21 protein-coding genes and 1 pseudogene are annotated in these 23178 nt (G+C 73.7%); 13 read left to right on the top strand and 9 right to left on the bottom strand.

The window, feature by feature from the left end; genetic code table 11:
• Window positions 1–86 precede the first annotated feature (86 nt).
• Entirely contained in the window at window positions 87–902 is an 816-nt protein-coding gene (locus CXR44_RS29305; protein WP_101789371.1) for a GDSL-type esterase/lipase family protein, read from the bottom strand.
• 284 nt (window positions 903–1186) lie between these two features.
• A complete protein-coding gene (locus CXR44_RS29300; RefSeq protein WP_101789370.1) occupies window positions 1187–3325 on the bottom strand; it encodes an anthranilate synthase component I in 2139 nt (712 codons plus the stop codon).
• A gap of 225 nt (window positions 3326–3550) precedes the next feature.
• On the opposite strand from CXR44_RS29300, the gene CXR44_RS29295 reads away from it, so the two are divergent.
• Window positions 3551–4999: a glycosyltransferase family 39 protein gene (locus CXR44_RS29295; protein ID WP_101789369.1), complete on the top strand. Its 1449-nt coding sequence runs from the start codon at window positions 3551–3553 to the stop codon at window positions 4997–4999.
• A gap of 3 nt (window positions 5000–5002) precedes the next feature.
• Here CXR44_RS29295 and CXR44_RS29290 read toward each other — a convergent pair whose 3' ends face one another.
• Entirely contained in the window at window positions 5003–5245 is a 243-nt protein-coding gene (locus CXR44_RS29290) for a DUF6289 family protein (RefSeq protein ID WP_101789368.1), read from the bottom strand.
• 181 nt (window positions 5246–5426) lie between these two features.
• Here CXR44_RS29290 and CXR44_RS29285 point away from each other — a divergent pair, with 181 nt between their 5' ends.
• The 7 genes from CXR44_RS29285 to CXR44_RS29255 all read left to right on the top strand — a co-directional run bounded on the left by CXR44_RS29285 (window position 5427) and on the right by CXR44_RS29255 (window position 13434).
• Entirely contained in the window at window positions 5427–6425 is a 999-nt protein-coding gene (locus CXR44_RS29285; protein WP_397024815.1) for a helix-turn-helix transcriptional regulator, read from the top strand.
• 137 nt (window positions 6426–6562) lie between these two features.
• A complete protein-coding gene (locus CXR44_RS29280; protein WP_101789366.1) occupies window positions 6563–6772 on the top strand; it encodes a DUF3311 domain-containing protein in 210 nt (69 codons plus the stop codon).
• Window positions 6769–8379: a monocarboxylate uptake permease MctP gene (gene mctP, locus CXR44_RS29275; protein ID WP_101789365.1), complete on the top strand. Its 1611-nt coding sequence runs from the start codon at window positions 6769–6771 to the stop codon at window positions 8377–8379. Before CXR44_RS29280 ends, mctP begins: the two co-directional genes overlap by 4 nt.
• Before the next feature lie 182 nt (window positions 8380–8561).
• Entirely contained in the window at window positions 8562–9470 is a 909-nt protein-coding gene (locus CXR44_RS29270) for a serine/threonine-protein kinase (protein ID WP_245899530.1), read from the top strand.
• The gene (locus CXR44_RS29265; RefSeq protein ID WP_101789364.1) at window positions 9467–10567 is read left to right on the top strand and encodes a hypothetical protein; all 1101 of its coding nucleotides are present in this window, start codon (window positions 9467–9469) and stop codon (window positions 10565–10567) included. The genes CXR44_RS29270 and CXR44_RS29265 overlap by 4 nt, the downstream gene beginning before the upstream one ends.
• 105 nt (window positions 10568–10672) lie before the next feature.
• Window positions 10673–12100, top strand: a complete 1428-nt coding sequence (locus CXR44_RS29260) for a hypothetical protein (RefSeq protein ID WP_101789363.1) — start codon at window positions 10673–10675, stop codon at window positions 12098–12100.
• Complete coding sequence (locus tag CXR44_RS29255) at window positions 12097–13434, top strand: AAA domain-containing protein (RefSeq protein ID WP_245899528.1); 1338 nt, start codon at window positions 12097–12099, stop codon at window positions 13432–13434. Before CXR44_RS29260 ends, CXR44_RS29255 begins: the two co-directional genes overlap by 4 nt.
• A gap of 30 nt (window positions 13435–13464) precedes the next feature.
• Here CXR44_RS29255 and CXR44_RS29250 read toward each other — a convergent pair whose 3' ends face one another.
• Window positions 13465–14394 (bottom strand): GNAT family N-acetyltransferase, encoded by a 930-nt coding sequence (locus tag CXR44_RS29250; protein WP_101789362.1) that lies wholly within the window; start codon window positions 14392–14394, stop codon window positions 13465–13467.
• A 70-nt stretch (window positions 14395–14464) separates the two neighbouring features.
• Here CXR44_RS29250 and CXR44_RS29245 point away from each other — a divergent pair, with 70 nt between their 5' ends.
• Window positions 14465–14785, top strand: a complete 321-nt coding sequence (locus CXR44_RS29245; protein ID WP_219602029.1) for an STAS domain-containing protein — start codon at window positions 14465–14467, stop codon at window positions 14783–14785.
• A 115-nt stretch (window positions 14786–14900) separates the two neighbouring features.
• On the opposite strand, the gene CXR44_RS29240 is transcribed toward CXR44_RS29245, so the two are convergent.
• On the bottom strand, window positions 14901–16439 hold the full coding sequence (locus CXR44_RS29240; RefSeq protein WP_245899559.1) for an MDR family MFS transporter: 1539 nt from the start codon (window positions 16437–16439) through the stop codon (window positions 14901–14903).
• 141 nt (window positions 16440–16580) lie between these two features.
• Here CXR44_RS29240 and CXR44_RS41800 point away from each other — a divergent pair, with 141 nt between their 5' ends.
• Window positions 16581–17126 carry a TetR/AcrR family transcriptional regulator gene (locus CXR44_RS41800; protein ID WP_101789360.1) on the top strand — a complete coding sequence of 182 codons (546 nt, stop codon included), beginning with the start codon at window positions 16581–16583 and terminating at the stop codon, window positions 17124–17126.
• A gap of 85 nt (window positions 17127–17211) precedes the next feature.
• Window positions 17212–17697 carry an ATP-binding protein gene (locus CXR44_RS29230; RefSeq protein ID WP_101789359.1) on the top strand — a complete coding sequence of 162 codons (486 nt, stop codon included), beginning with the start codon at window positions 17212–17214 and terminating at the stop codon, window positions 17695–17697.
• Here the strand turns inward: CXR44_RS29230 and CXR44_RS29225 are convergent.
• Together CXR44_RS29225 and CXR44_RS29220 are read right to left on the bottom strand one after the other, a co-directional pair.
• Window positions 17692–17889, bottom strand: coding sequence for a hypothetical protein (locus CXR44_RS29225; RefSeq protein WP_101789358.1), 198 nt, complete (start codon window positions 17887–17889; stop codon window positions 17692–17694). The two genes, CXR44_RS29230 and CXR44_RS29225, sit on opposite strands and share 6 nt — an antisense overlap.
• A gap of 58 nt (window positions 17890–17947) precedes the next feature.
• Entirely contained in the window at window positions 17948–18898 is a 951-nt protein-coding gene (locus tag CXR44_RS29220; RefSeq protein ID WP_101789357.1) for a Ppx/GppA family phosphatase, read from the bottom strand.
• A gap of 250 nt (window positions 18899–19148) precedes the next feature.
• On the opposite strand from CXR44_RS29220, the gene CXR44_RS29215 reads away from it, so the two are divergent.
• Together CXR44_RS29215 and CXR44_RS29210 are read left to right on the top strand one after the other, a co-directional pair.
• Window positions 19149–19964 (top strand): formylglycine-generating enzyme family protein, encoded by an 816-nt coding sequence (locus CXR44_RS29215; protein WP_101789356.1) that lies wholly within the window; start codon window positions 19149–19151, stop codon window positions 19962–19964.
• A 4-nt stretch (window positions 19965–19968) separates the two neighbouring features.
• Entirely contained in the window at window positions 19969–21102 is a 1134-nt protein-coding gene (locus CXR44_RS29210; RefSeq protein WP_101789355.1) for a UDP-N-acetylglucosamine--N-acetylmuramyl-(pentapeptide) pyrophosphoryl-undecaprenol N-acetylglucosamine transferase, read from the top strand.
• A 7-nt stretch (window positions 21103–21109) separates the two neighbouring features.
• On the opposite strand, the gene CXR44_RS29205 is transcribed toward CXR44_RS29210, so the two are convergent.
• Window positions 21110–21967, bottom strand: coding sequence for a hypothetical protein (locus CXR44_RS29205; protein WP_245899526.1), 858 nt, complete (start codon window positions 21965–21967; stop codon window positions 21110–21112).
• Window positions 21968–22278: 311 nt separating this feature from the next.
• Window positions 22279–23178: pseudogene (locus tag CXR44_RS39735) on the bottom strand (hypothetical protein); the annotation flags it as partial.

The raw sequence follows: 23178 nt of genomic DNA, 5'->3' as shown, positions 1-23178 counted from the left end.
CGGCAGACTTTACGGGGCTCCCGCACGCCGCCGCCCGCGTTTTGCCCACGCCGGAGCCCGTCGCGGGCGCGGTCCGGCCCCGGCCGTCACAGGTCGAAGGCGGCGGTGTAGGTGATCTCGGCGAGCAGCCGCTGGCCGGAGGAGTTGGGATGGAAGTAGTCCCAGGTGCTCAGGTGTGACAGCGCGAACGGGTAGGAGAAGACGGCGCCGCCGTCGTACCTGCACCTGGCCTGCTCGGCGCACACCCTGGCCAGCACCGCGTTGTAGTCGGACACCCGCTGGCGCACCCGCTCACGCCGGTCGGCGTCGGCCGGGTCGGTGGAGCGGGGGGCCGCCAGCATCGACTGGCAGATGGAGAACGCGGACCAGGCGGCGCGGGCCGAGGAGCTGTTCCGGCCGACCTCCCACAGGCGTTTGACGTCGGGGATGCTGGAGACGAAGACCGACGCCTCGGGGAGGCCGGTGGTGAGCCGTTGCATCGCCGCGCGGAACCTGGACTCGAAGTCGGCGACCGTGGTCATGCCCGTCTCGGAGGAGGTGCAGGCGTCGTTGGCCCCGATCAGGATCGTGACGTGGTCCACCCCCTGGGAGACGGCCCGGTCGGCCTGGCCGGCCAGGTCGGCGACCTTGGCGCCGGAGCGCGCGTCGTTGTGGGCGACGACGGAGGGGTTCACCGCCCGGAACCGCAGGTAGTGGCTGTTCACCGTCGAGCTGGAGCCGGTGGCCCAGGACCGTGAGGTGCAGTCGACGAAGAATCCGCACGCGTTGAAGCCGCGGGTGATGGAGTCGCCCAGGGAGGCCATCGCGTCGGGGACCTCGGCGGCGTGCGCCTCGGCCGTGGCCGGGGCGAGGACGAGCGTGACCGCTGCGAGCAGGGTGAGGGTGCGGCGGGGGGTGGGCAAGCGAGCCTCCTGAGGTCGTCCCCGATCGGCGCTGTCGCTCAGAATGTCGGCCCGCGGCGCTGCCCTGACAAGGCCCAATTACGGGTTCTGACTCGCGGGTGACATGCCCGGCCGCGAGCCGGCGGCCGGGGCGCGTGTCCGCCGCTCCCGCGGGTGGCGCGGGAGCGGCGGCGCCGGGCCGGGAGCCGGGAACGGCGGCTCCGGGCACGGCGGGGCCGGGAGCCGGGAACGGCGGGACCGGGCACGGCGGGGCCGGGAGGACGCCAGCGGCGGGGCCGAGGACGTCAGCGGCGGGCCAGGCGCAGGACGTTGGCGATGATCCTGGCACCCGCGCCGCCCTCGGCCGTGAGGATCGACTCGGGGTGGAACTGGACGGCGAAGCGCCGGTTGGCGGTGTCCTCGATCGCCATCACGTTGCCGTCGGGCGTGACGGCGGTGGCGGCGAAGCCGACGACACCGGGCCGCTTGGCGTGCAGGGAGTGGTAGCGGGCCGCGGTGAACTGCTCGGGCAGCCCGTCGAGCAGCGCGCTGTCGCCGAGGCGGCCGACCTGGCCGCGCTTGCCGTGCTCGGGGTAGTCGAGGAGCTCCAGCGAGCCGCCCGCGTGCTCGACCATGGCCTGCAGGCCGAGGCAGACGCCGAAGACCGGCAGCCCGCGCGCGTACACCTGGTCGATCAGGGCGGACATCCCGAAGTCGGACGGCCAGCCGGGGCCGGGCGACAGGACGACCAGGTCGGGGGCGATCGAGTCGATCATCTCGGTGGGGAAGCCGTGGCGCAGCGTCACCACGTCCGCCCCCTCCTGCCGGAAGTAGTCGGCCAGTGTGTTGACGAAGGAGTCCTCGTGGTCGACGAGCAGCACCTTCATTCCGAGGCCGGGCTGGTCGCGGGCCGGGGTGACGGCCGCGGCGGACGGCTCGTTGACGGCGGCGAGCGCGCCGAGCAGGGCGCTGGCCTTCAGCTCGGTCTCGCGCTCCTCGGCGGCCGGGTCGGAGTCGAACAGCAGCGTCGCCCCCGCCCGGACCGTCGCGACGCCGTGCCTGATCTGGGCGGTGCGCAGGGTCAGGCCGGTGTTCATGGAGCCGTCGAAGCCGATGAAGCCGATGGCGCCGCCGTACCAGCGGCGGGTGGTGGCCTCGTGGTCCTCGATGAACTGCATCGCCCAGGTCTTGGGCGCGCCGGTGACGGTGACGGCCCACATGTGGGTGAGGAAGGCGTCCAGCGCGTCGAACTCGGGGCGCAGCCGGCCCTCGATGTGGTCGACGGTGTGGATGAGCCGGGAGTAGAGCTCGATCTGGCGGCGGCCGATGACCTGCACGGAGCCGGGCACGCAGATGCGCGACTTGTCGTTGCGGTCGACGTCGGTGCACATGGTCAGCTCCGACTCCTCCTTCACGCTGGTCAGGAGGGTGCGGATGGCCTCGGCGTCCTCGACGGGGTTGCTGCCGCGGGCGATCGTGCCGGAGATGGGGCAGGTCTCGACGCGGTCGCCGGTGACGCGGACGTACATCTCGGGCGAGGCGCCGACGAGGTGCTCGCCCTCGCCGAGGCTGATGATGAACTCGTACGGCGCGGGGTTGCTGTGGCGCAGGCTTCGGTAGAAGGCGGCCGGGTCGGTGCAGACGGCGTGGAAGACCTGGCCGGGCACCACTTCGAACAGGTCGCCGCGCTTGAACTTCTCCTTGGCCGCCGCGACGACCTTCGCGTACTCCCCCTTCTCCGGATTTTTGGGGATCTGGGTGGGGGTCACGACGGGGGTGGCGGCGCCGGTGCGGTCCAGGCCGCGGGTGCTCGTCCCGTCGACGGTGAACTCGTAGCGGTGCTCGACGCAGGTCTCGCGCTGCCGGTCGATGACGACGAGCCGGTCGGGCAGGTGCAGCACCAGGTCGCGCTGGTCGTCGGGCCGGACGAGCTCCTGCCGGATCGGCTCGAACTGGAAGGCCAGGTCGTAGCCGAAGGCGCCGTAGAGCCCCAGGTGCGGGTCGTCGCCGCGGAAGGCGGCGATGACCTCGCGGATCGCGGTGAACACGGTGGGCCGGCGGCTGCGCATCTCCTCCGGCAGCAGGTCCTCGGATTCGGGCACGTACACCTCGACCCGGCCCGCCGTCGGCTCGGTGACCGGCTTGCCGGCCGCCAGCAGGCAGGAGGCGACGGCGGGCAGCACGACGCGCCCGCGCTCGTTGAGCGCGGTCGCGGAGATGGTGCGGCCCTTGGCGACGAGCTCCAGGCAGGGGTCGACGTAGCCGAACGCCCATCGGCTGTAGCGGCCGGGATAGTCCATGCCGGACGAGAACGCGCCGCCGCGCCGCTCGCCGAGGGCCGTCACGATCTCCTCCAGCGCCGCCTCCGACGTCTCGCGCGTCTCGCGCTCGACCCCGATGCCCCCGGCCGTGACGTAACCGCTGGTATATCCGCTCGTCTCCACCTGTGCCCCTTTGCCGACCGTCGCCGTAACCTGATGCGCCCCGGGGGCGGACACGAGAAAGGCCGCCATCCGGGGCGGCCGTCCGTTGTGAGATGCGAAACCAGCGCCGCCTAGGAGCGGCGCCACCACTGAAGCTCGACGCGGTTTCGCATGGCGACAGGGTAACCGTCGCACGCAAGATCTCGCAACGTGACCCGCGGGGGCGCGGCGGTTAGCGTGACGCCCATGGACCTCCCCCCTCCCCCCGCCCGGCGGCCGGTCGCCGCCGTCTCCGGCGCGCTGGTCGCGCTGCTGCTGCTCACCTCCGGCGGCTACGGCCACCACCGGGACGAGCTGTACTTCCGGGTGCTGTCGGAGCATCCCGCGTGGGGGTACGTGGACCAGCCGCCGCTCACGCCGCTGCTGGCGGGCCTGTCGCGGGCGGTGTTCGGCGACACGCTCCCCGGCCTGCGGGTGTTGCCCGCGCTGGCGGCGGGGCTGCTCGTCGTGCTGGTGGCGCTGGTCGCGCGCGAACTCGGGGGCCGCGCCACGGCGCAGACGCTGGCGGCGTTCGGCACGGCCGGCGGCGTCTACACGCTGATCGCCGGCCACACGATGCTGACGGTGAGCTTCGACCTGCCGTTCTGGACGGCGGCGATCCTGTTCACGCTGCGGGCGCTGCTGCGCGGGCAGCCGCGGTGGTGGCTCGCGGTGGGGGTGGTCGCCGGGCTCGCCACGTACAACAAACTGCTGATCGCGCTGCTGTTCGCCGGGCTGGCCGCGGGGCTGGCCGCGGTGGGGCCGCGCCGGGTCCTGGCGAGCCCGTGGCTGTGGGCGGGCGCGCTGGCCGCGGCGGTGCTGGCCGCTCCCAACCTGCTCTACCAGGTGACGAACGGCTGGCCGCAGCTCGCGATGGCCGAGGCGCTCAGCGCCGACGAGGGCGCCGAGATGCGGGTGCTGTTCGTGCCGATGCAGCTGCTGCTGTTCGGCCCGGTGGTGGCGGTGATCGGCGCGTTCGGCTGGTGGCGGCTGTGGCGTGACCGCCGGGTACGGGCGGCGGCCGTGGCCTATCCGGTGGCCGCCGCTGCCACGCTGGCCGGCGGCGGCCGGTTCGACTACACGGGCGGGCTGATCCTGCTGCTGTTCGCGGCGGGCTGCGTGAGCGCCGAGGCGGCCGGCGCCGGCCGGCGACGCTCGGCGGGCGTCGCGCTCGGCTGCAACGCCGTCGGCGGCGTGCTGCTCGCGCTGCCGCTGGTCCCGGTGACCGTGCTGGCCTCCACCCCCATCCCGGCGATCAACGAGGTGGCGCGGGAGTCGGTCGGCTGGCCGCGGTTCACCGCCGCCGTGCGCGGCGTGCTCGACACGCTGCCGCCCGGCGAGCGCGCCCGCGCGATCGTGCTGACCGGCTCGTACGGCGAGCACGGCGAGCTGGTGAGGGCCGGCGTCCCGCGCGTCTACAGCGGCCACAACCAGCTCCACGCCTACGGCCCGCCCCCCGAGACCGGCACGGTGGCCGTCGCCGTGAACATCGGCCGGCGCGGCATGGACTTCCAGTACGCGGCCTGCGAGGAGCGGGCCAGGATCGACAACGGCGTCGGCGTCGAGAACGAACTGCAGGGCATGACCGTGCACCTGTGCCGGGGGCTCAGGCAGCCGTGGAGCGCCGCCTGGCCCCGCTACCGGCACCTGAGCTGACCGTCAGCAGGGTGCCTCGGTGAAGGTGAGGTAGCCGGTACGGACGCCCCAGGTCTGGACGGTGCCGTCGCAGTCCTCCCGTTTACCGCCGACGGCGGTGGTGTGGGAGGAGTCGGAGTAGTAGACGGTGTCGCAGAAGTGGTCGATCCTGCAGGGCCGGGCCTGGGCGGGGGCGCTCGTCACGGCGACGGTGGCGAGGGTGAGCGCGGCGCTCACCGTGGCGGCCAGAAGCGGTCGGCGGAGCATGACGATCCTTCCGTAGGAGGGGGGACATCCGGATCATCGGTCGGCGCGGCCGGGAACTCAAGGGCCCGGGCTACCACCGTTCCGCTCCCGTCTGTTACAGGTAGGCCATGCGAGGTGTCCGGTTCCAGCCGCTCCACGACGTCCGACCGGCGTCGCGGTTTTCCTCGTCGGCGGGGGTGAGGTGGCCGTGCGCGCCGCGCGGTTGATGTCGCTGCTCCTGCTGCTGCAGAACCGCGGCGGGATGACGGCGGCCGAGCTGGCCAGGGAGCTGGAGGTGTCTGAGCGGACCGTGCACCGCGACGTGCTCGCCCTGGCGGAGTCGGGCGTCCCCGTCTACGCCGACCGGGGGCGGGGCGGGGGCTACCGGCTGCTCGACGGCTACCGGACCCGGCTGACCGGGCTGGACCGGGCCGAGGCGCAGGCGCTGTTCCTGTCCGGCGTGCCGGAGGCGCTGCGCGAGATGGGGCTGCAGGAGGTGGCGGCGACCGCCCGGCTGAAGGCCGCCGCAGCGCTCTCGCCCGGCCTGCGCGACGCGCCCGCCACCGCCGCGCAGCGCTTCCACCTGGACGCGCCCGGCTGGTTCGCCCCCGGCGACCCGCCGCCGCCCGCGCTCGCGCCGCTGGCCCGCGCCGTGTGGAGCGACCGCGTGGTCACCGCCTCCTACAAGGGGCGCGAGCGCACGCTGGAGCCGTACGGGCTGGTGCTGAAGGCGGGCGCCTGGTACCTGGCCGCCCGCGCCGGGTCGCGGCTGCTCATCTTCCGGGTGGACAGGTTCGGCGGCGTGCTCGCGGGAGAGGAGACGTTCGACCGCGACCCCGGCTTCGACCTGGCGGCCTTCTGGGCCGAGCACGCGGCGGCGTTCAGCCGCTCGCTGCTGCGGACCACCGTGACGCTGCGGCTGACCGAGCGGGGCGTGCGGATGCTGCGCCACGTCGCCGACCCGGCCGCGGTGCCGGACGCGCTCGCCTCGCTGCGGCCCGACGGCACCGCCCGGCTGGCCGTGGAGTCGATCGAGGTGGCCTACGGGCAGCTGCTCCGGTTCGGCCCCGAGGCCGAGGTGCTGGACCCGCCAGAGCTGCGCGCGCTGCTGGCGCGGGCCGCCGCCCGGATGGCGGAGCAGTACGGGGAGCGGTATGGCGTGCCGCCGGGAGAGCAGGACGGCGTGCCGGCCGGGGGATGACCGTTCGGCGCGGCGGAGCTACCGCTCGGCGATCTGGACGTAGGGCTTGATACCACCCTAAAGATAATCTCCCCGTCGTTGACGACGCGTCAGGAGCCGGTCGCGGCCGGTTCCTGGTCTGTTTTACGGAGGGTCGAATGACTACCCCGGACCCCGGACGGCCACGCACCGACCGCAGCCCATGGAACTGGCTGCTGGTCGTGCCGATCGTGCTGCCCCTGCTGACGTTCCTGTACAACTCCGACGAGCCCCGCCTGCTGGGCTTCCCGACCTTCTACTGGCTCCAGCTCTCCTTCATCGTCGTCGGCGTGGTCTGCACGACGATCGTCTACAGGATGACGCGATGAGCGGGCACACGACCGAACTGGTCATCTTCACACTGCTGTTCCTCGTCGTCAGCGGCATGGGTTTCGTGGCGGCCAGGTGGCGGCGGCCCGAGAGCATCGAGAGCCTGCACGAATGGGGCCTCGGCGGGCGCAACTTCGGTTCGTGGATCACCTGGTTCCTGGTGGGCGGCGACCTCTACACGGCGTACACGTTCGTCGCCGTGCCCGCGCTGGTGTTCGGGGCCGGGGCCATGGGCTTCTTCGCGCTGCCGTACACGGTGGTCGTCTACCCGCTGGTGTTCCTGGTGCTGGCCCGGATGTGGTCGGTGTCGCACGTCCACGGGTTCGTCACCCCGGCCGACTTCGTCCGGGCCCGGTTCGGCTCGCCGACGCTGGCGCTGGCGGTCGCGATCACCGGGCTGGTGGCCACGATGCCGTACATCGCGCTGCAGCTCGTCGGCATCGAGGCGGTGCTCAAGGCGATGGGCATCACCGGGCACCTGCCGATCGTCATCGCGTTCGCCATCCTGGCGGCCTACACCTACCAGTCGGGGCTCCGGGCGCCGGCGCTCATCGCCTTCGTCAAGGACACGCTGATCTACATCGTGATCCTCGCGGCCGTCATCTACATCCCGGCGCGGCTGGGCGGCTGGGACTCGATCTTCGACGCGGCCAAGGCCAAGTTCGACGCGACGCCGGCCAAGGGCGACGGGATCCTGCTGACCGGAGCGAACCAGCTCCAGTACATCACCCTGGCCTTCGGCTCGGCGCTGGCCCTGTTCCTGTACCCGCACAGCCTCACCGGCGTGCTGGCGGCCCGCAACCGCGGCGTCATCAAGCGGAACATGGCCGCGCTGCCCGCCTACAGCTTCCTGCTGGGCCTCATCGCGCTGCTCGGCTTCATGGCCATCGCCGCGAAGACCAAGCCCGTCGCCGGGGCCAACGGCAAGCCCGACGGCAACACGATCGTGCCGGTGCTGTTCGACCAGATGTTCCCCGACTGGTTCACCGGCGTGGCCTACGCGGCGGTGGGCATCGGCGCCCTGGTGCCGGCGGCCATCATGTCGATCGCGGCGGCCAACCTGTTCACCCGCAACATCTACCGCGAGTACCTCAACAAGAACGCCACCGACGCCCAGGAAGCGAAGGTGTCGAAGATCGTGTCGCTGGTGGTGAAGGTCGGCGCGGTGCTGTGCATCCTGGCGCTCGACCCGCAGTTCTCCATCGACCTGCAGCTCATCGGCGGTGTGATCATTCTGCAGACGCTGCCGTCGGTGGCGCTGGGTCTCTACACCCGCTGGTTCCACAAGGGCGGGCTGCTCGCCGGCTGGGCGCTCGGGCTGGCGGCGGGCATGTGGATGCTCTACCTCATCCCGAACCCCGCCACCGGCAAGGCGCACTTCGGCGGCTCGGCGTTCGGCCTGTCCAACCTCGGCTTCGACACCACCATGACGATCTACGCGGGCTTCCTCGCGCTGGCCGTCAACCTGGCGGTGGCGGCGCTCGGCACGCTGGCGTTCCGGGCGATGAAGGTGGCCGACGGCGAGGACGCGACGTCGCGCGCCGACTACTTCGCCGACGAGGGCGACCCCCGGGTCAAGGAACTGGACCTGTCGGCCCCGCACTAGGACCCGCCTCCACGGCGCGCTCTCCTGAGGCCCGCTCCCCGGTACCGGGGCGCGGGCCTCTCCCGTGGCGGGCCGGAGCGCCCCGGGGCGGGCGCGCGGGTGCTCGCCCCGCCAGGGGCCTTTACACCGTAGATTTTTGCGAATTACTGGGAAAGACTGGAACTCCTGTTACGCTTCCCGCCATGAGTGACCGGCTGGACGAGCTGGAGAGACGGATCGACGGACTGCGGGCCGGCGTGCGCCGAGCCATGCGCGCCAAGGACCCGGCCACCGCCCGCGGCCTGCGCGCCGAGCTGCGCGCGGCCGAGCGCGCCTGGGACGCGCTGGTCACCGAGGACGCCGCCCCCGGCACCGCCGCCGGCACCGATGGCGCCCCGGCCGCCGTCCCAGGTCCCCGTACGGGCGGGCGCGGCAGACCGCGCGGCGGCCGGCTGGTGACGGTCCGCGAGCAGGTGCACCAGGCGCTCACCCTGCTCGGCGCGCCCGCGCAGCCCCGGCTCGTCGCGGCCGTGAGCGAGGCACTGCTCGACGGCGCGCTGCGCGGCGCCCAGCTCACCAGCCTGCGCCGCGACGAGGAGCGCTCGTTCGTCTCCTCCCCCTACGGCCGGCCCTACTACCTGTGCGCGGCGCTGACCGACCGCCTCTCCCCCGCCCGCGGCCTGCTCACGGTGAGCACCTGGCCGCTGGAGCGGCGCGTGGTGGGCCCGCTCAGCCCCCGCGTCGACTTCCTGACCTGCGCCATGGCCGTGGCCCGGCACCTCGGCGCCGACCCGGTCGCCGCCCTCGACCCCCGCGCGCTGCGGCTGCTGGCCCGCATGGCGCGCAACATCCCCGGCGCCACCGACGCCGACCTCGGCCCGCCCGATCCCGATCGGGTGGCCGGGGCGGCGGCCCACGAGCTGGCCGTGCACGCCGGCCGCGACACGCGCGACCGCGCGGAGCTGGCCGGACGCGCGACATCCCAGCTCGATGACCGGGCCCGGCTGTTCGGCGCCAGTACGCTGATCACCGTCGCCCGCGACACGGTCGCGGGCGACACCGTCACCACCTCCGGCACGGCCGGGGGCACAGCCACGAGAGGCCGCCGATGAACCGGCTCGACGCGCTACGGGGCTCGACCCCGCAGAAGCCGCACGACGCGCGCGCGATCGCCGCGCTCGCCGCCAACCCCGGCTGCACCCGCCGGGCGCTGCTGGACGGCGCGGGCATCGACAAGGACGCCGCGGCCCGCCACCTGGGCTTCCCGGCGCCGTTCGGCCAGTCCCCGTTCGCGATCACGCGTGGCAACGCGTTCGAGTCGCTGGTGAAGGCCGACGGGTGCGCCGAGCTGCTGCGGATGCTGCGCGAGCTGCTCGGCCTGCCGATCGCCGAGGTGGCCTACCACGACGTGGAGAACGTCGGCGCGCACCTGCGTCACGCCCACACGCGCGCGCTGTTCGACCGGGCGGCCCGCGACGGCGACGACGCCGGCACCGTCTACGACCATCCGCTGCTCAGCCTGCGGATCGCCGGCCACACCGCCTACCTGGAGCCGGACGTGGTGGCCTTCCAGCTCGGCGGCCGCTTCCACATCGTGGAGATCAAGTCGTTCGCGGTCATCGACGGGCAGGCCGACCCGGCGGCGGTGGCGGCGGCGGCGCGGCAGGCGGCCGTCTACGTGCTGGCGTTGCGCCGGATGCTCGCCGAGCTGGGCCACGACCCGCTGCGGGTGGCGCACGACGTGGTGCTGGTCTGCCCGGAGAACTTCGCGAACCGCCCCGTGGCGACCCTGGTCGACGTGCGCAGGCAGCTCGGCGTGCTCGAACGGCAGCTCACCCGGATGACCGCGCTCGACCGGCTGCTGGACGGGCTGCCCGAGGAGCTGACGTTCGACCTGATGCCGGGCGAGGACGGGCTGCCCACCCGGCCGGCCGCCGAGCTGGCCGACGCGCTGCGCCGGGCCACCGCCCGCTACGCGCCCGACTGCCTGTCGACCTGCGATCTGTGCTTCTTCTGCCGTGACGAGGCCCGCCAGGAGGGGGCCACCGATCTGCTGGGCCGGCACGTCCGCGACGAGCTGGGCGGTGTCGGCTCCGTCGGCGAGGCGCTCGGGCTGGCCGACGGCACCCGCGCCCCCGGTGAGGGCCAGGAGGAGATCGCCCGCCTGCTCCGCAACGCCGAGCGCCTGCGCCGGGAGTGCCTCGCGTGACCCCCGCACCGCACCTGCGGGAGCTGCCCGCATGACGCCCGCGCCCGTCGGAGCGGCCCGGGTGCCGCCCGCGCCCGGCCGCCCCGAGCTCCGGAGGCGTCCGTCGTGAGCCTGCTGACCTCCCTCGCCCGGCTGCGGGCGCTCGACGAGGGCATCGCCCAGCCCATCGCGACCGTGCGGCACTGCCACCTGTCGGCGCGGCCGATGGTGTTCGTCCCGCTCAAGCTCTCCGGCGAGGCCGCCGCGCCGCTGGCCGCCGTGCTGGGCACCGACCGCGACCGGCCGCACCTGCTCGTGGTGACCCAGCCGCGCAACCGTGACCTGCGTTTCGCCTGGGCGGCCGAACTGGCCGGGGTGCTGCTGCCGTACGTGGAGGGGTTCCTGTCGGACACCGAGACGGTGGAGCGCAGGAACGCCGACCCGTACGAGCGGGCGCTGGACGCGCCCCAGCTCCTCGTGCCCAACACGGCCGGGATCGCCTTCACCCGGCTGCTCGGCCGCTCCACGCGCTTCCGGCGGCCCGACGGGCCCTACCCGGTGCCGGAGACGGTTCCGCTGCTCGGCCGGTGGCTCACCTACTTCGGTGAGCGGGCGGCGTTCCCCGGCTCGTCGCTCATGCTGGCCGCGACCGAGGAGCTGGGCCGGCACTGGGCGAGCGGGCAGAGCGGGCTGGAGGACGCCAACCTGGCCGCGCTGCTCGGCTGGATCACCGAGGGGCCGGCCGACGACGCCGAGGACCCGCTGATCTGGCCGCCGGCCGGCCCGGCGACCGACCCGGGCTTCGACGCCGAGGTGCTGGCGCCCGCCATCGAGAGCGGCTCCGCCGAACGGATCACCGAGGCGCTGCGCACCCAGCTCGAACCCACCTGGCGCCTCATGTGGCAGGCCGTCGACCTGCTGGCCGGCCTGCCGGAGGGGGCCAGCGTGGCGCAGCGGTGGGAGCAGGACCGCGGCTCGTTCTCCGGGATGGCGGCGCAGATCGCCGAGGGCGCGCCGCCTCAGGCCCGGCGCGACGGCGCGGTCGCCGCCGCCTCCCGGCTGGCGCGCATGGAGCGCGCCCAGGCCGCCTACGAGGTGCAGCGCGCCTACGACGACCCGCTCGTCATGGCCGAGTACCGGCTGACCGGCGAGGCGTTCGCCGGAGAGGTGGTCGAGACCGACCCCGCCCACGCCGAGGGCGAGGGCCGCTCGCGCAAGCTCCGCCCGCTCGTGGTGGTCAAGACCGACGACCCGGTACGCCTGGCGCCCGGCACAGCGCTGGGGACGCCGCAGCGGCGCGGCCAGGGCGCCGAGCTCGTGTCCGCGGGCGACGGCCTGGTCACCATCAAGATCACCAAGGGGATGGGGCGGGGCCGGACACCCACGCCGGGCGCGGTGCCCGAGGTGGGCGAGCGGGTCTGCTACTCCTCGCTGACCGACGACTTCCAGGGCTCCGCCACGCTGCCCGAGGCCGAGGCGACGCCGTGGACGCACGGCGGACCGCCCAGCGCGTACGTGCCCACCGACGACGACGCCCAGGAGGAGTGGTCGTGACAGAGCAGGCCGCCGCGCGGGCCATCGGCCCGGCCGCGGGCGAGGCCGGACCCAAGCCGGCGCCGGGCCCCGAGGAGGTCATCCGGAGGGTGCTCGCCGACCTGCCGCGCCACCGCGGCGTGGTCGTCGACTCACCGCCGGGTGCGGGCAAGTCCACCCTCGTCGTACGGGCGGCGGCGCACATCGCCGGGACCGGCGAGCCGCTGATGATCGTGGCCCAGACGAACGAGCAGGTGGACGACCTGGTGGGGCGCCTGTGCGAGCGGCACCCGCACCTGACCGTGGGCCGGCTGTCGGCGAGCGGGTACGTGGCGCCGCGGCGGGTGCTGGAGTTGCCCGGCGTCACCGTCGGCACGCGGGTGCAGGACCTCGGCGACCCGGACATCGTCATCGCGACCGCCGACAAGTGGGCGTGGATCGCCGGGCGGACGTGGCCGTGGGCGATCGTGGACGAGGCCTACCAGATGCGCTCCGACAAGCTGCTGCGCATCGCGGGGCTGTTCGACCGGGCGCTGTTCGTGGGCGACCCTGGGCAGCTCGACCCGTTCTCGATCGTGGACGGCGACCGCTGGTCGGGGCTCTCGTGGGACCCGCTGCAGAGCGCCGTGTCGGTGCTGCTGCGGCACAACCCCGACCTGCCGGTGCACCGGCTGCCGGTGTCGTGGCGGCTGCCCGCGTCGGCGGCGCCGGTGGTGTCGCGGGCGTTCTACCCGTTCACCGGGTTCCGCTCCGGCACGGGGCCGGGCGAGCGGCGGCTGGAGCTGGCGACGGGCGGCATGGGCACCGTGCACGACCGGGCGCTGGAGGAGGCGGCCCGGTCCGGGTGGGCGCTGCTGGAGCTGCCCAACCGGCACACCGTCCGCACCGACGGCGAGGCCGTGCAGGCCGTCGCGCAGCTGGCGGCCCGGCTGCTGCAGCGCGGCGCGGTGGCGGGCTCGGAGCAGGGTGAGCGGCCCGTGACGGCCGACCGGATCGCGGTGGGCGCCGCGCACCGCGACCAGGTGGCGGCGATCAGGAACGCCGGGCTGCCGCCGGAGATCACGGTGGACACGGCCAACCGGCTGCAGGGGCGGGAGTACGACGTGACGATCGTGCTGCACCCGCTGTCGGGGCGGCGCGACGCGACCGCCTTCCACCTGGAGTCGGGGCGGCTGTGCGTGCTCGCCTCGCGGCACCGGCACGCGTGCGTGGTGGTGGCCCGGGCCGGCATCGCCGAGCTGCTGGACGCCCACCCGTCGGCGGAGCCGGTGCAGCTCGGAGTGCCGGTCAAGTTCCCGGACGGCTGGGAGGCCAACCAGTCGGTCCTCGACCACCTGGCGGCCCACCGCGTCTGACCCGCCGCGTCCCGCCGCGCCCCGGTGAGGTCAGAGGTGGCGGCGCAGGACGTCGATGATCATGACCGGGCGCATGCCCGCCGACAGGTAGAGGTCGAGGGCGGGCGTGGTGTTGTGCGAGTCGACGTGCAGGATCGTGCCCTTGCGGCCGGCGGCGGCGTCGGCGGCGAAGGCGTGCAGCAGCAGGAACCGGCCGAGGCCCCTGCCGCGGAACTCCGGCAGGACGGCCAGCGTGGCGACGTAGCCGCAGCCCTCGTCGGGGACGAACTGGTCGTTGCCGATGACGACCCCGGCGGGGCGGCCGTCGATCCTGGCGAGGGTGAGCCGGCTCCAGTCGGTGGTGCTGCGCGCCTGGCGCCGCTCGTACCAGTCGTCGTAGCCGACGCGGACGAAGCCGAAGTGGTCGGCGAAGCCGTCCTGGTGGACCTGGTGGGCCTGGCGGCGCACCTCGTCGGCATCGCCGGTGTGCAGGGTGACGCCGGGCGGCACGGCCGGCGGGGCGACCGGGCCGTGATGGTCGATGCGCATCCGGTGGTAGGTGGTGCCGGGGCCGAACCCGTGCCGCCCGGCCAGCGCGCGTTTGGCCTCGTCGGCCCGGTGCACGCCGACGTCCACGGTGGCGCGGTCGTGGCCGCGCTCGGCCGCCAGCTCGCGGGCCCGGCCGAGGACGAGCTGCCACAGCTCGTCGGCCCGGCTTTCGGAGCCCGGCCGGACGTACACGTCGATCTGCACCAGGTCGTCGCCGCCCGGCGCGTACGCCGACGCCCAGCCCACCAGGCGGCCGTCGGCGTCGTGGGCCAGCCAGCCGTCGCGGTCGAGGTCGAAGCCGGGCTCGGCCAGCTCGTCGACGATGTCGTCGAGGGGCGTGTCGACCCTGCCGAGGACGGCCAGGTCGCAGGCGGCCACGAGGTCGTGGATGGCGGCGGCGTCCTCGGCCCGGGGCCGGCTGAGTGCGGTCATGCGGGTGATTGTGCACGCACCGGCCGGGGCGGCGCCTCTGGTTTTCCGCGCCGCTGGTTACGCTGGAGGGGTGGTCGACAAGACGCCGCTGAGCATCGGCACCGAGACGCCGGAGCCGGACGTCGTCCGGCTCGTGCTCGACGGCGACCTCGACTACGAGACCGTCGCCGGTCTGACGGCGCTGGAGCTGCCGGACGGCTACCGGCGGCTCGACGTCGACCTGTCGGGCGTGACGTTCCTCGACTCCTCGGGGCTGGCCGCGCTGATCCGCCTGCACCGCCGCGCCGAGCAGGACGGCGGCGCCATGCGGGTGGTGGCGCTGACGCCCTACCTGCGCGACGTGCTGCGGATGACGGCGATGGACCGCCTGTTCGCGCTCCCGCCCGACTGACGCGGCGGACCGGTCAGGCGGGCGGGGCAGGTCGGAGGAGCGCGCTCCGCCAGACCGGTCAGGCGGGCGGGCTCAGCCGGGCTGCTCAGGTGGGCTGCTCAGGTAGGCGGGCTGATCAGGCGGGCGGGCCGACCGGCTGCTTGCCCGGGTTCTGCTCGGGCGCGGAGCCGCGCAGCGGGATCTCCTTGACGAACACGGCCAGCACCGGCACCGCCACGGCGAACGGGACCGCCCACCAGAAGACCGTGGAGATGGACGTGGCCAGCGACTCCACGATCCCGGCCCGTCCCTGCGGCGGCATGGCGGCCAGCGTGGCGGGGTCCATCCGGCCGCCGCCCCGCACGAGGCGCTCGGCGGCCTGCGCGCCGAGCCGTTCGGTGAGCCGGTCGGCGAAGCCGTGGTTGAACACCGCGCCGAACAGGGACACGCCGAACGAGCCGCCGATGGACCGGAAGAACGTGGCCGTGCTGCTGGCGACGCCGAGGTCCTTCTGCTCGACGCTGTTCTGCGCGATCAGCAGGGTGGTCTGCATGAGGAAGCCCATGCCGGAGCCGAGGACGGCGATGTAGAGGCCGGTCTGCCAGCTCGGCGTGCCGACGCCCATCGTCGACAGCAGCCACATGCCGGCGACCATGACGACGCCGCCGATCACCGGGTAGACCCGGTAGCGGCCGGTCGTGGTGATGGCCCGGCCGACGAACAGGGAGACCACCATGGCCGCGCCCATCATGGGCAGCAGGAGCAGCCCCGAGTCGGTGGCCGAGGCGCCCTGGACGGTCTGCTGGAACAGCGGCAGGAAGTTGATCGCGCCGAACATGGCGAAGCCGAGCAGGAAGCCGATGGCGGAGATGAGGGTGAAGTTGCGGTTGCGGAAGAGCTGGAGCGGCATGATCGGCTCCGCCGCGCCGCGCTCGACGTACAGGAAGGCCGCCAGGGTGACGACCGCGGCGGCCACCAGGGAGAGGATCTGCCAGGAGCCCCAGGCGTAGTCGGTGCCGCCCCAGGTGGTCACGAGCACCATGGCGGTGATGCTGACCGACAGCAGGATCGCGCCGGGCCAGTCGATGCGTACCCGGCCGCGGTCGTGGCGGGGCAGCTTCAGCTTGACGGCCAGCAGGACCAGGGCGACGGCGCCGATGGGCAGGTTCACGTAGAACGCCCAGCGCCAGTCGAGATGGTCGGTGATGAAGCCGCCGACGAGCGGCCCCGCGATCATGGCGAGGGACATGGTGCCCGCCATGAGGCCCTGGTACTGGCCGCGCTCGCGGGGCGGGACGAGGTCGCCGATGATCGCCATGACATTCACGATCAGGCCGCCCGCACCGAGGCCCTGGAGCGCGCGGAAGCCGATGAGCTGGGCCATGCCGTTCTCGGCGCCGCCGAGCACGGCCGAGCCGGACATGCCGCACAGGGCGGAGCCGGCCATGAAGATGACGACGGAGACCATGAAGACGGTCTTGCGGCCGTAGAGGTCTCCGATCTTGCCCCACAGGGGGGTGGAGACGGTCGTGCCGAGGACGTAGGCGGTGACGACCCAGGACAGCTGCGACAGCCCGCCGAGCTCGCCCACGATGCGGGGCATCGCCGTGCCCACCACCATGTTGTCGAGCATGGCCAGGATCATCGCCAGCATCAGTCCGGGCAGCACGACCATCACCTCACGGCGGCGTCCTCCCGCTTCCGACATGGAACCCCCCGTGTATCGACGTGTCCTTACTTGCCGACCGGCAAGCGGGTCTAAGGTAGATACTTACTAGCCGGCCGTCAAGCTGATCGATTGGGGAGACAGGGCACCTTGCCAGAAGACACCCGGACCCGTATCCAGGACATCGCGCTCAGGCTCTTCACGGAGCAGGGCTACGAGGCGACGTCGTTGCGCGAGATCGCCGAGGAGCTCGGCGTGACCAAGGCCGCGCTGTACTACCACTTCAGGACCAAGGACGACATCGTCACGAGCCTCGTCGACATGCGCATGCAGGAGATCGAGAAGCTCCTGGCCTGGTTCAGGTCGCAGCCGAGGACGCCGGAGACGCGGCGGGAGCTGGTGGTGCGCTACGCCCGGATGCTGCGCGAACGCCGCTACCTGCAGATCACGCGCTTCCTGGAGCGCAACCAGACGGCGCTGCGCGCCAACCCCGAGTTCATCCGGATCCGCGAGGCGCTGCTCGAGATCACCACCGAGCTGAGCGAGCCGGACGACCCGCCGGCCGTCAAGCTGAGCCGGTCGATGTCGCTGTTCGCGCTGCACGCGGGCAAGTGGGTGATGCACAGCGAGACGGTGCCGGAGGAGGAGATGAACGAGGCGGCCCTGGAGGTGGCGCTCAGGCTCGTGGAACCCTAGATCGCACTCGTGGAACCCCGGCGGCGATTGGGACGATCGATCCCGGGCATGGGGCTGTCACGCATCCGAACGGGAGGAGAAGCAGGTGGAGGCGACCATAGCGCTCCGACTGCCCAGGGATGCGGCGAGCGTCCCGCTGATCAGGCAGATCCTCGAGTCGGCTCTCGACACCCTCGGCGTCGAGGAGCAGATCCGCGACGACATCGAGCTCATGCTGAGCGAGGCGTGCTCCAACGTGATCAGGCACGCCGGACCCAGCGACGAGTACACGGTGAGCGCGGGGGTGCACGACGACCTGTGCGTGATCAAGGTGGTCGACACGGGGAACGGCTTCGACGCCCGGCTGGTGGGCGAGGCCCCGCCGAACGCCGAGCACGGCCGGGGCATCCAGATCATGCGGGCACTCGCCGACGACATCCGGTTCACCAACAGGGCGGAGCACGGGGCGGTGGTGTGCCTGGAGAAGCGGCTGCGCTTCACGCCCGGGGCGGCGGCCTCGCCGTTCATGGGGCACGGCGAGACCGCCCAGCCCGCCGGGGCGACGGGCCGGCGTCCGGGCAGGACGTTATGAGACCCCTCTGAGCACGGTCCGGAGCGCCGAGCGGCCGAACGCCGCGCGACCCGGACCGTGCGCGTGCCGGGCGGTGGCCCCCGCCAGGCACGCGAGTGCGAGCAGGAACACCACCGCGATGAGCACCATCGCCAGGAACACCAGGGACAGGGCGATCGCCAGGGAGGCGAGCGCGCCGAGAGCTTCCAACATCCGGCCAGACGTTCCCGCCCGGACCGGGCCTATGCCTTGACGCGGCGATAGATCCGTCTCACCGGGAGGGCAGATCACCCGGACCGGGGAGCAGGTCCAGCCGGCGCAGGATGACCCCCTCGCGCAACGCCCACGGGCAGACCTCCAGCCGGTCCACCTCGTACAGGTCCATGACGGCGTCGGCGACGAGCGCGCCGGCCGCGAGCTGCGCCGCCCGGCCCGGCGACACCCCCGGGAGCTGGGCCCGCGTGGCTGCGTCCATGGTGGTGAGCTTGCCGGCCCAGTCGGCCATGTCACGCCGCGACAGCGAGCGCGGCGTGTGCGGCCCGTCGCCCGACGGGGCGGCTCCCGCGATCCGGGCGAGCTGCTTGAACGTCTTGGACGTGGCGACCGCGCGGGTGGCCTCGCCGTAGCGGACGATGCCGCCGACCGTGCGGGCGATCTCGGCGCGTACGTGCCTGCGCAGCGCGCGCACCTCCGCGGCCGGCGGCGGGTCGGCGGTGAACCAGTCACGGGTCAGCCGCCCCGCGCCGAGCGGCAGCGACACGGCCACGTCGGGCTCCTCGTCCACCCCCGCGGCGATCTCCAGCGAGCCGCCGCCGATGTCGAAGGCCAGCAGCCGGCCGGCCGACCAGCCGAACCAGCGCCGCACCGCCAGGAACGTCAGCCTGGCCTCGTCCGGCCCGGACAGCACCTCGATGTCCACGCCGCAGCGCTCGTCGACCTGGGTGATCACCTGATCGCCGTTGGCGGCCTCGCGCACGGCGGAGGTGGCGAAGGCGAGGAACTCCTCGACCCCCTTGTCCTCGGCCAGCCGCAGCGCCTCCTCGACGAACGCGCCCAGCAGCTCGATGCCCTCGGCGGACAGCTCGTTGGCGGCGTCGAGGTGCTCGGTGAGCCGCAGCTCCTCCTTGTGGGAGTAGGCGGGGATGGGGCAGGCGCCCCGATGGGCGTCGACCACCAGTAAATGCACGGTGTTCGAGCCGATGTCCAGCACGCCGAGTCGCATGAGGACGACGCTACAGGCCGCCGCCCCGCACCGTGAAAGCGGGACCTGACCGGCGAACCGGGCCGAACCCGTCCCGCTGGGCCACTACCCTTCCAGATGTCACGAAGCGGGGAGGGAAGCGTTGACCGCGTGCTGTGGGCCGAGCCGGCCGGACGCCGCACCGCCGGCGGGCTCACTACCGGCAGGCCCCCTACCGGCGGCCCCCGCGCCGGCGGGCCCGGCGCGGGCGAGGCGGGAGCCGCCGCGTGGGATGGTGCGCGTGCCCGGCGGCACGTTCCGCATGGGCGGCGACGACCCCGACGGGCACCCCGCCGACGGCGAGGGCCCGGTGCGGGAGGTGCGACTGCGGCCGTTCCTCATCGATCCGGCGTGCGTGACCAACGCCCAGTTCGCCAGGTTCGTCAAGGAGACCGGCTACGTCACGCAGGCCGAGCAGATCGGCTGGTCGTTCGTGTTCCGGCGGTTCGCCACCGGCGGCGTCATGGACGCCGGCGTGCCGGGGGCGCCGTGGTGGGCCGGCGTGGCGGGGGCGACGTGGCGCTTCCCGGAGGGCCCCGGCTCGTCGGTCGGCGACCGGCAGAACCACCCGGTGGTGCACGTGTCCTGGCACGACGCCGCCGCCTACGCGGCCTGGGCGGGCAAGCGGCTGCCGACCGAGGCCGAGTGGGAGATGGCCGCGCGCGGCGGCCTGGAGCGGGCGCGCTACCCGTGGGGCGACGAGCTGGCCCCGAACGGGCGGCGGCGGTGCAACATCTGGCAGGGCCCGTTCCCCACCGCACCGGGCAAGGGGACCGTGCCGGTCAAGTCGTTCCAGCCGAACGGGTACGGGCTGTACAACGTGGTGGGCAACGTCTGGGAGTGGACGGCCGACTGGTGGGGCACCACGTGGGAGCGGTACGCCGAGGACCCGGCGGGCCCGGCCGAGGGAGCCGGGAAGGTGATGCGGGGCGGCTCCTACCTGTGCCACGACTCCTACTGCAACCGCTACCGGGTGGCGGCGCGCACGTCCAACACCCCCGACTCCGCGACCGGGCACACGGGTTTCCGCTGCGCGGCCATACCCTGATCGCATGTCTCGTACCCTGCGACTGTTGATCACCGGCGGCGGCACCGGCGGTCACACCTATCCGGCCCTGACGACTCTGCAGGCCGTCCAGCGACGTCAGGTGCCGCACGACGTGCTCTGGGTGGGCACCGCGAACGGCCTGGAGGCCAGGATCACGGCCGAGCACGGCATCCCGTTCAAGGCGATCACGACGGGCAAGCTGCGCCGCCGGCCCAACCTGCGTGAGCTCGGCACCAACCTGGCCGACCTGTTCCGCATCCCGGTGGGGGTGGCGCAGGCGGTGGGGCACGCGGCCCGGTACCTGCCGGACGTGGTGCTGTCGACCGGCGGCTACGTCGCCGTGCCGATCGGGGTGGCAGCCAAGCTGATCAGGCGGCCGCTGGTCATGCACGAGCAGACGACGGTGGTGGGGTTGGCCAATCGCATCCTGGCCAGGCTGGCGACCCGGATCGCGCTGTCGCACGAGTCGTCGCTGGAGCACCTGCCGCCGTCGGCGCGGGCCAGGGCGGTGGTGACCGGCAACCCGATCAGGCCCGAGCTGCTGCGCGGCGACCGGGCCGCGGCCTATGACCTGTTCGGGTTGACGTTCGAGGTGCCGCTGGTCTACGTCACGGGCGGCGCCCAGGGCAGCAAGCAGATCAACACGTTGATCGCGGAGATCCTGCCCCGGCTGCTGCCGCACGCCCAGGTGGTGCACCAGTGCGGCCCGGCGTGGATCGACCAGATGCGGGCCGTGCAGCTGCCGCCGGAGCTGGCCGAGCGCTACCACCCGGTGCCGTACGTGGGGCCGGAGCTCGCCGACCTGTTCGCCGCGGCCGACGTGGTGATCTCGCGCAGCGGGGCGGGCACGGTCTCGGAGCTGACGGCCATCGGCAAGCCGTCGGTGCTCGTGCCGCTGATCCCGACGGGTGGCGACGAGCAGCGCAAGAACGCCTCCTACCTGGTGTCGGCGGGAGCGGCCCGGGCGCTGCTGGAGCCGCACCCGGGGGCCGAGCAGCTGCTGGCGGAGCTGATGCCGCTGCTGGCCGATCCTGGGCTGCGGGCGGCCATGGCGGAGGCGGCGCGCAAGCTGGGCCGTCTCGACGCGGCCGACGCGCTGTGCGACCTGCTGCTGGAGACGGCGGCGGTGCCCCGCTGACGGGCGGTCAGCCCTCGAGATAGCGGAACGCCTCGTGCGCCGAGCTGACGCTGCGCCTCAGCAGCCGTTCGAGCTGGTCGGCGTCCTGCGCGAGGCGTTCGATCTCCGGCACGGACAGCGAATCGGCGCCCGACTCGGCCAGCAGTTCCTCGTAGCGCGGCAGCCGGGTGCGCAGTTCCTCGATCTGGCCGCGGGCGTGGTAGGCCCGCTCGGCCTCCGTGACGTGGGCGGCGTAACGTTCCAGCGCCTCCACGCGGGCGACGATCGCCGCCTCGCTGTCGGCCAGGGCCCGTTCGAGCGGCTGGACGACGGCGGCGACCTCGGGTGCGACGCCGCGGGCGAGCAGCGCGCGGTGTTCGGCGCGCAGGGCCGACAGCTTGGCGAGCAGGCGGGCGATCTCCCACTCCTGCTCGGGCAGCAGCACGGCGTTGCGGGCCCCGTCGAGCAGCCCCTCGGCGTTGACGTGGGAGCGCAGCACGGTGCCGATGGCCCGCTGCGCCCGGCCGAGCGCGTCCGCCGCCTCCCGGTCGAAGTCCTCGGGGAGCAGGTAACGGCCGTCGTACAGGCGGGCCTGCTCGTACACGCGGCGCGCGTGGGGCCGCTCCCGCTCGGCGGGCTCGTTCATGGAGGTCATCTTGAGGAGGACGACGAAGAGGAAGCCGCCCAGCACGGCGAAGCCGGCCGGCGCCACCGGCGAGTCGAGCAGCAGGGCCATCACGGCGAGCACCACGGGGGTCGCGGCGAGCAGTCCGACGCTGGACGGGCCGCGCCGCGGCGGTTCCGGCGGCGTGGCGGGCGGCACCCAGCCGGACCTGATCCGGACGAGCAGGGGGGCGTTCGCGCGTAGCGATCCGGCGACGTCCACCGGTACTCCCGGATCGACGACCACACCCACGCTCTGTGCCGGCACCCTGGCGCCCCCAACGCTCGTGATGTCCGAATAGTACGGAACATTCGGCGCCGGTGTCAGCCTCGCGAAGGACAGTCCCACCGACCCCGACGGCCACAGAGCCGGCCGCGGAGGGGGGTGAGGGCGGGGGCGGCGCCTTCCGTCCGGGCACGCGGGCGGGGGCGGAGTCGCGACGCGCGGGCCTCCTCACACCCGCGCGGGCCTCCTCACACCCGCGCGGGCCTCCTCACACCCGCGCGGGCCTCCTCACGCCGGGACGGGCGTCCTCACGTCGGGACGGGCGTCCTCACGTCGGAGCGAGCGTCCTCACTCCGGGACGGGCAGGACCTCGGGCGTCGCGTCCCGGCCGGTGCCAGGGCGGCGGCGACGCAGGCGAGCGGGATGGCGGGCAGCACGTAGCGGTGGTCGAAGTCGAGGGCGGCGACCGGCGCGACGAGCAGGAACATCGCCAGCGCCCACGGCAGCAGCGCCGGGCGGCGGCGGCCGATCGAGCCGAGCCCGCCGGCGAGCAGCAGCACGCCGAACAGGGTGCCGTGCAGGAACCACGGGTACGGGTAGGCGGCCAGCAGGGAGGCGTACGGCTCGACCGAGCGCATGCCGCGGATGTCGCTGTCGTAGGCGCGGCGGACCTCGCCGACCAGGGCGTGCTGCTCGGGCAGCGGCCAGGAGCCGCGCGGGAACGACGTGGTGGGGTGCATGCGACTGGGGTGGGGCACCGGCTCCCAGGTGAAGGCGAGGGAGGTGTCCTTGACGACCTCGGCCAGGTAGTCGAGCGGCTGGGCCGCGATGACCCGCACGGCGAAGGACCTGGCCAGGTCGTTGTGGGCGAACCTGCCGCCGGGCAGCCGGTTGAGCGAGGCGGTGGGTGCCCAGACGTACTCGGAGGCGGCGTCGACGACGGTGCCGTTCGGGCAGAGCCGCGCCTCCTGCGGGGGCGGCTTGACGACCGAGCAGTCGGCGAAGGTCATGGTGCGCGCCCACAGCGCGACCCCGTCGGAGCCGCTGAGCGCGAACCTGCCGTGGTGCTGGGCGTACCAGCCGGCGTACGCGACCAGCGGGAGCGTCCCCGCCAGGGCCATCGCCGCGAGCGGCCGCCATCCGGCGCGCCGGACGAGCAGGTGGAGCAGGGCCAGGCCGATCAGTGGCACGGCCGCGGTGCGGGTCAG

Source organism: Nonomuraea indica (assembly GCF_002850745.1).
Classification (GTDB): domain Bacteria; phylum Actinomycetota; class Actinomycetes; order Streptosporangiales; family Streptosporangiaceae; genus Nonomuraea; species Nonomuraea indica.
This window is presented reverse-complemented; position numbering and strand designations above follow the sequence as displayed.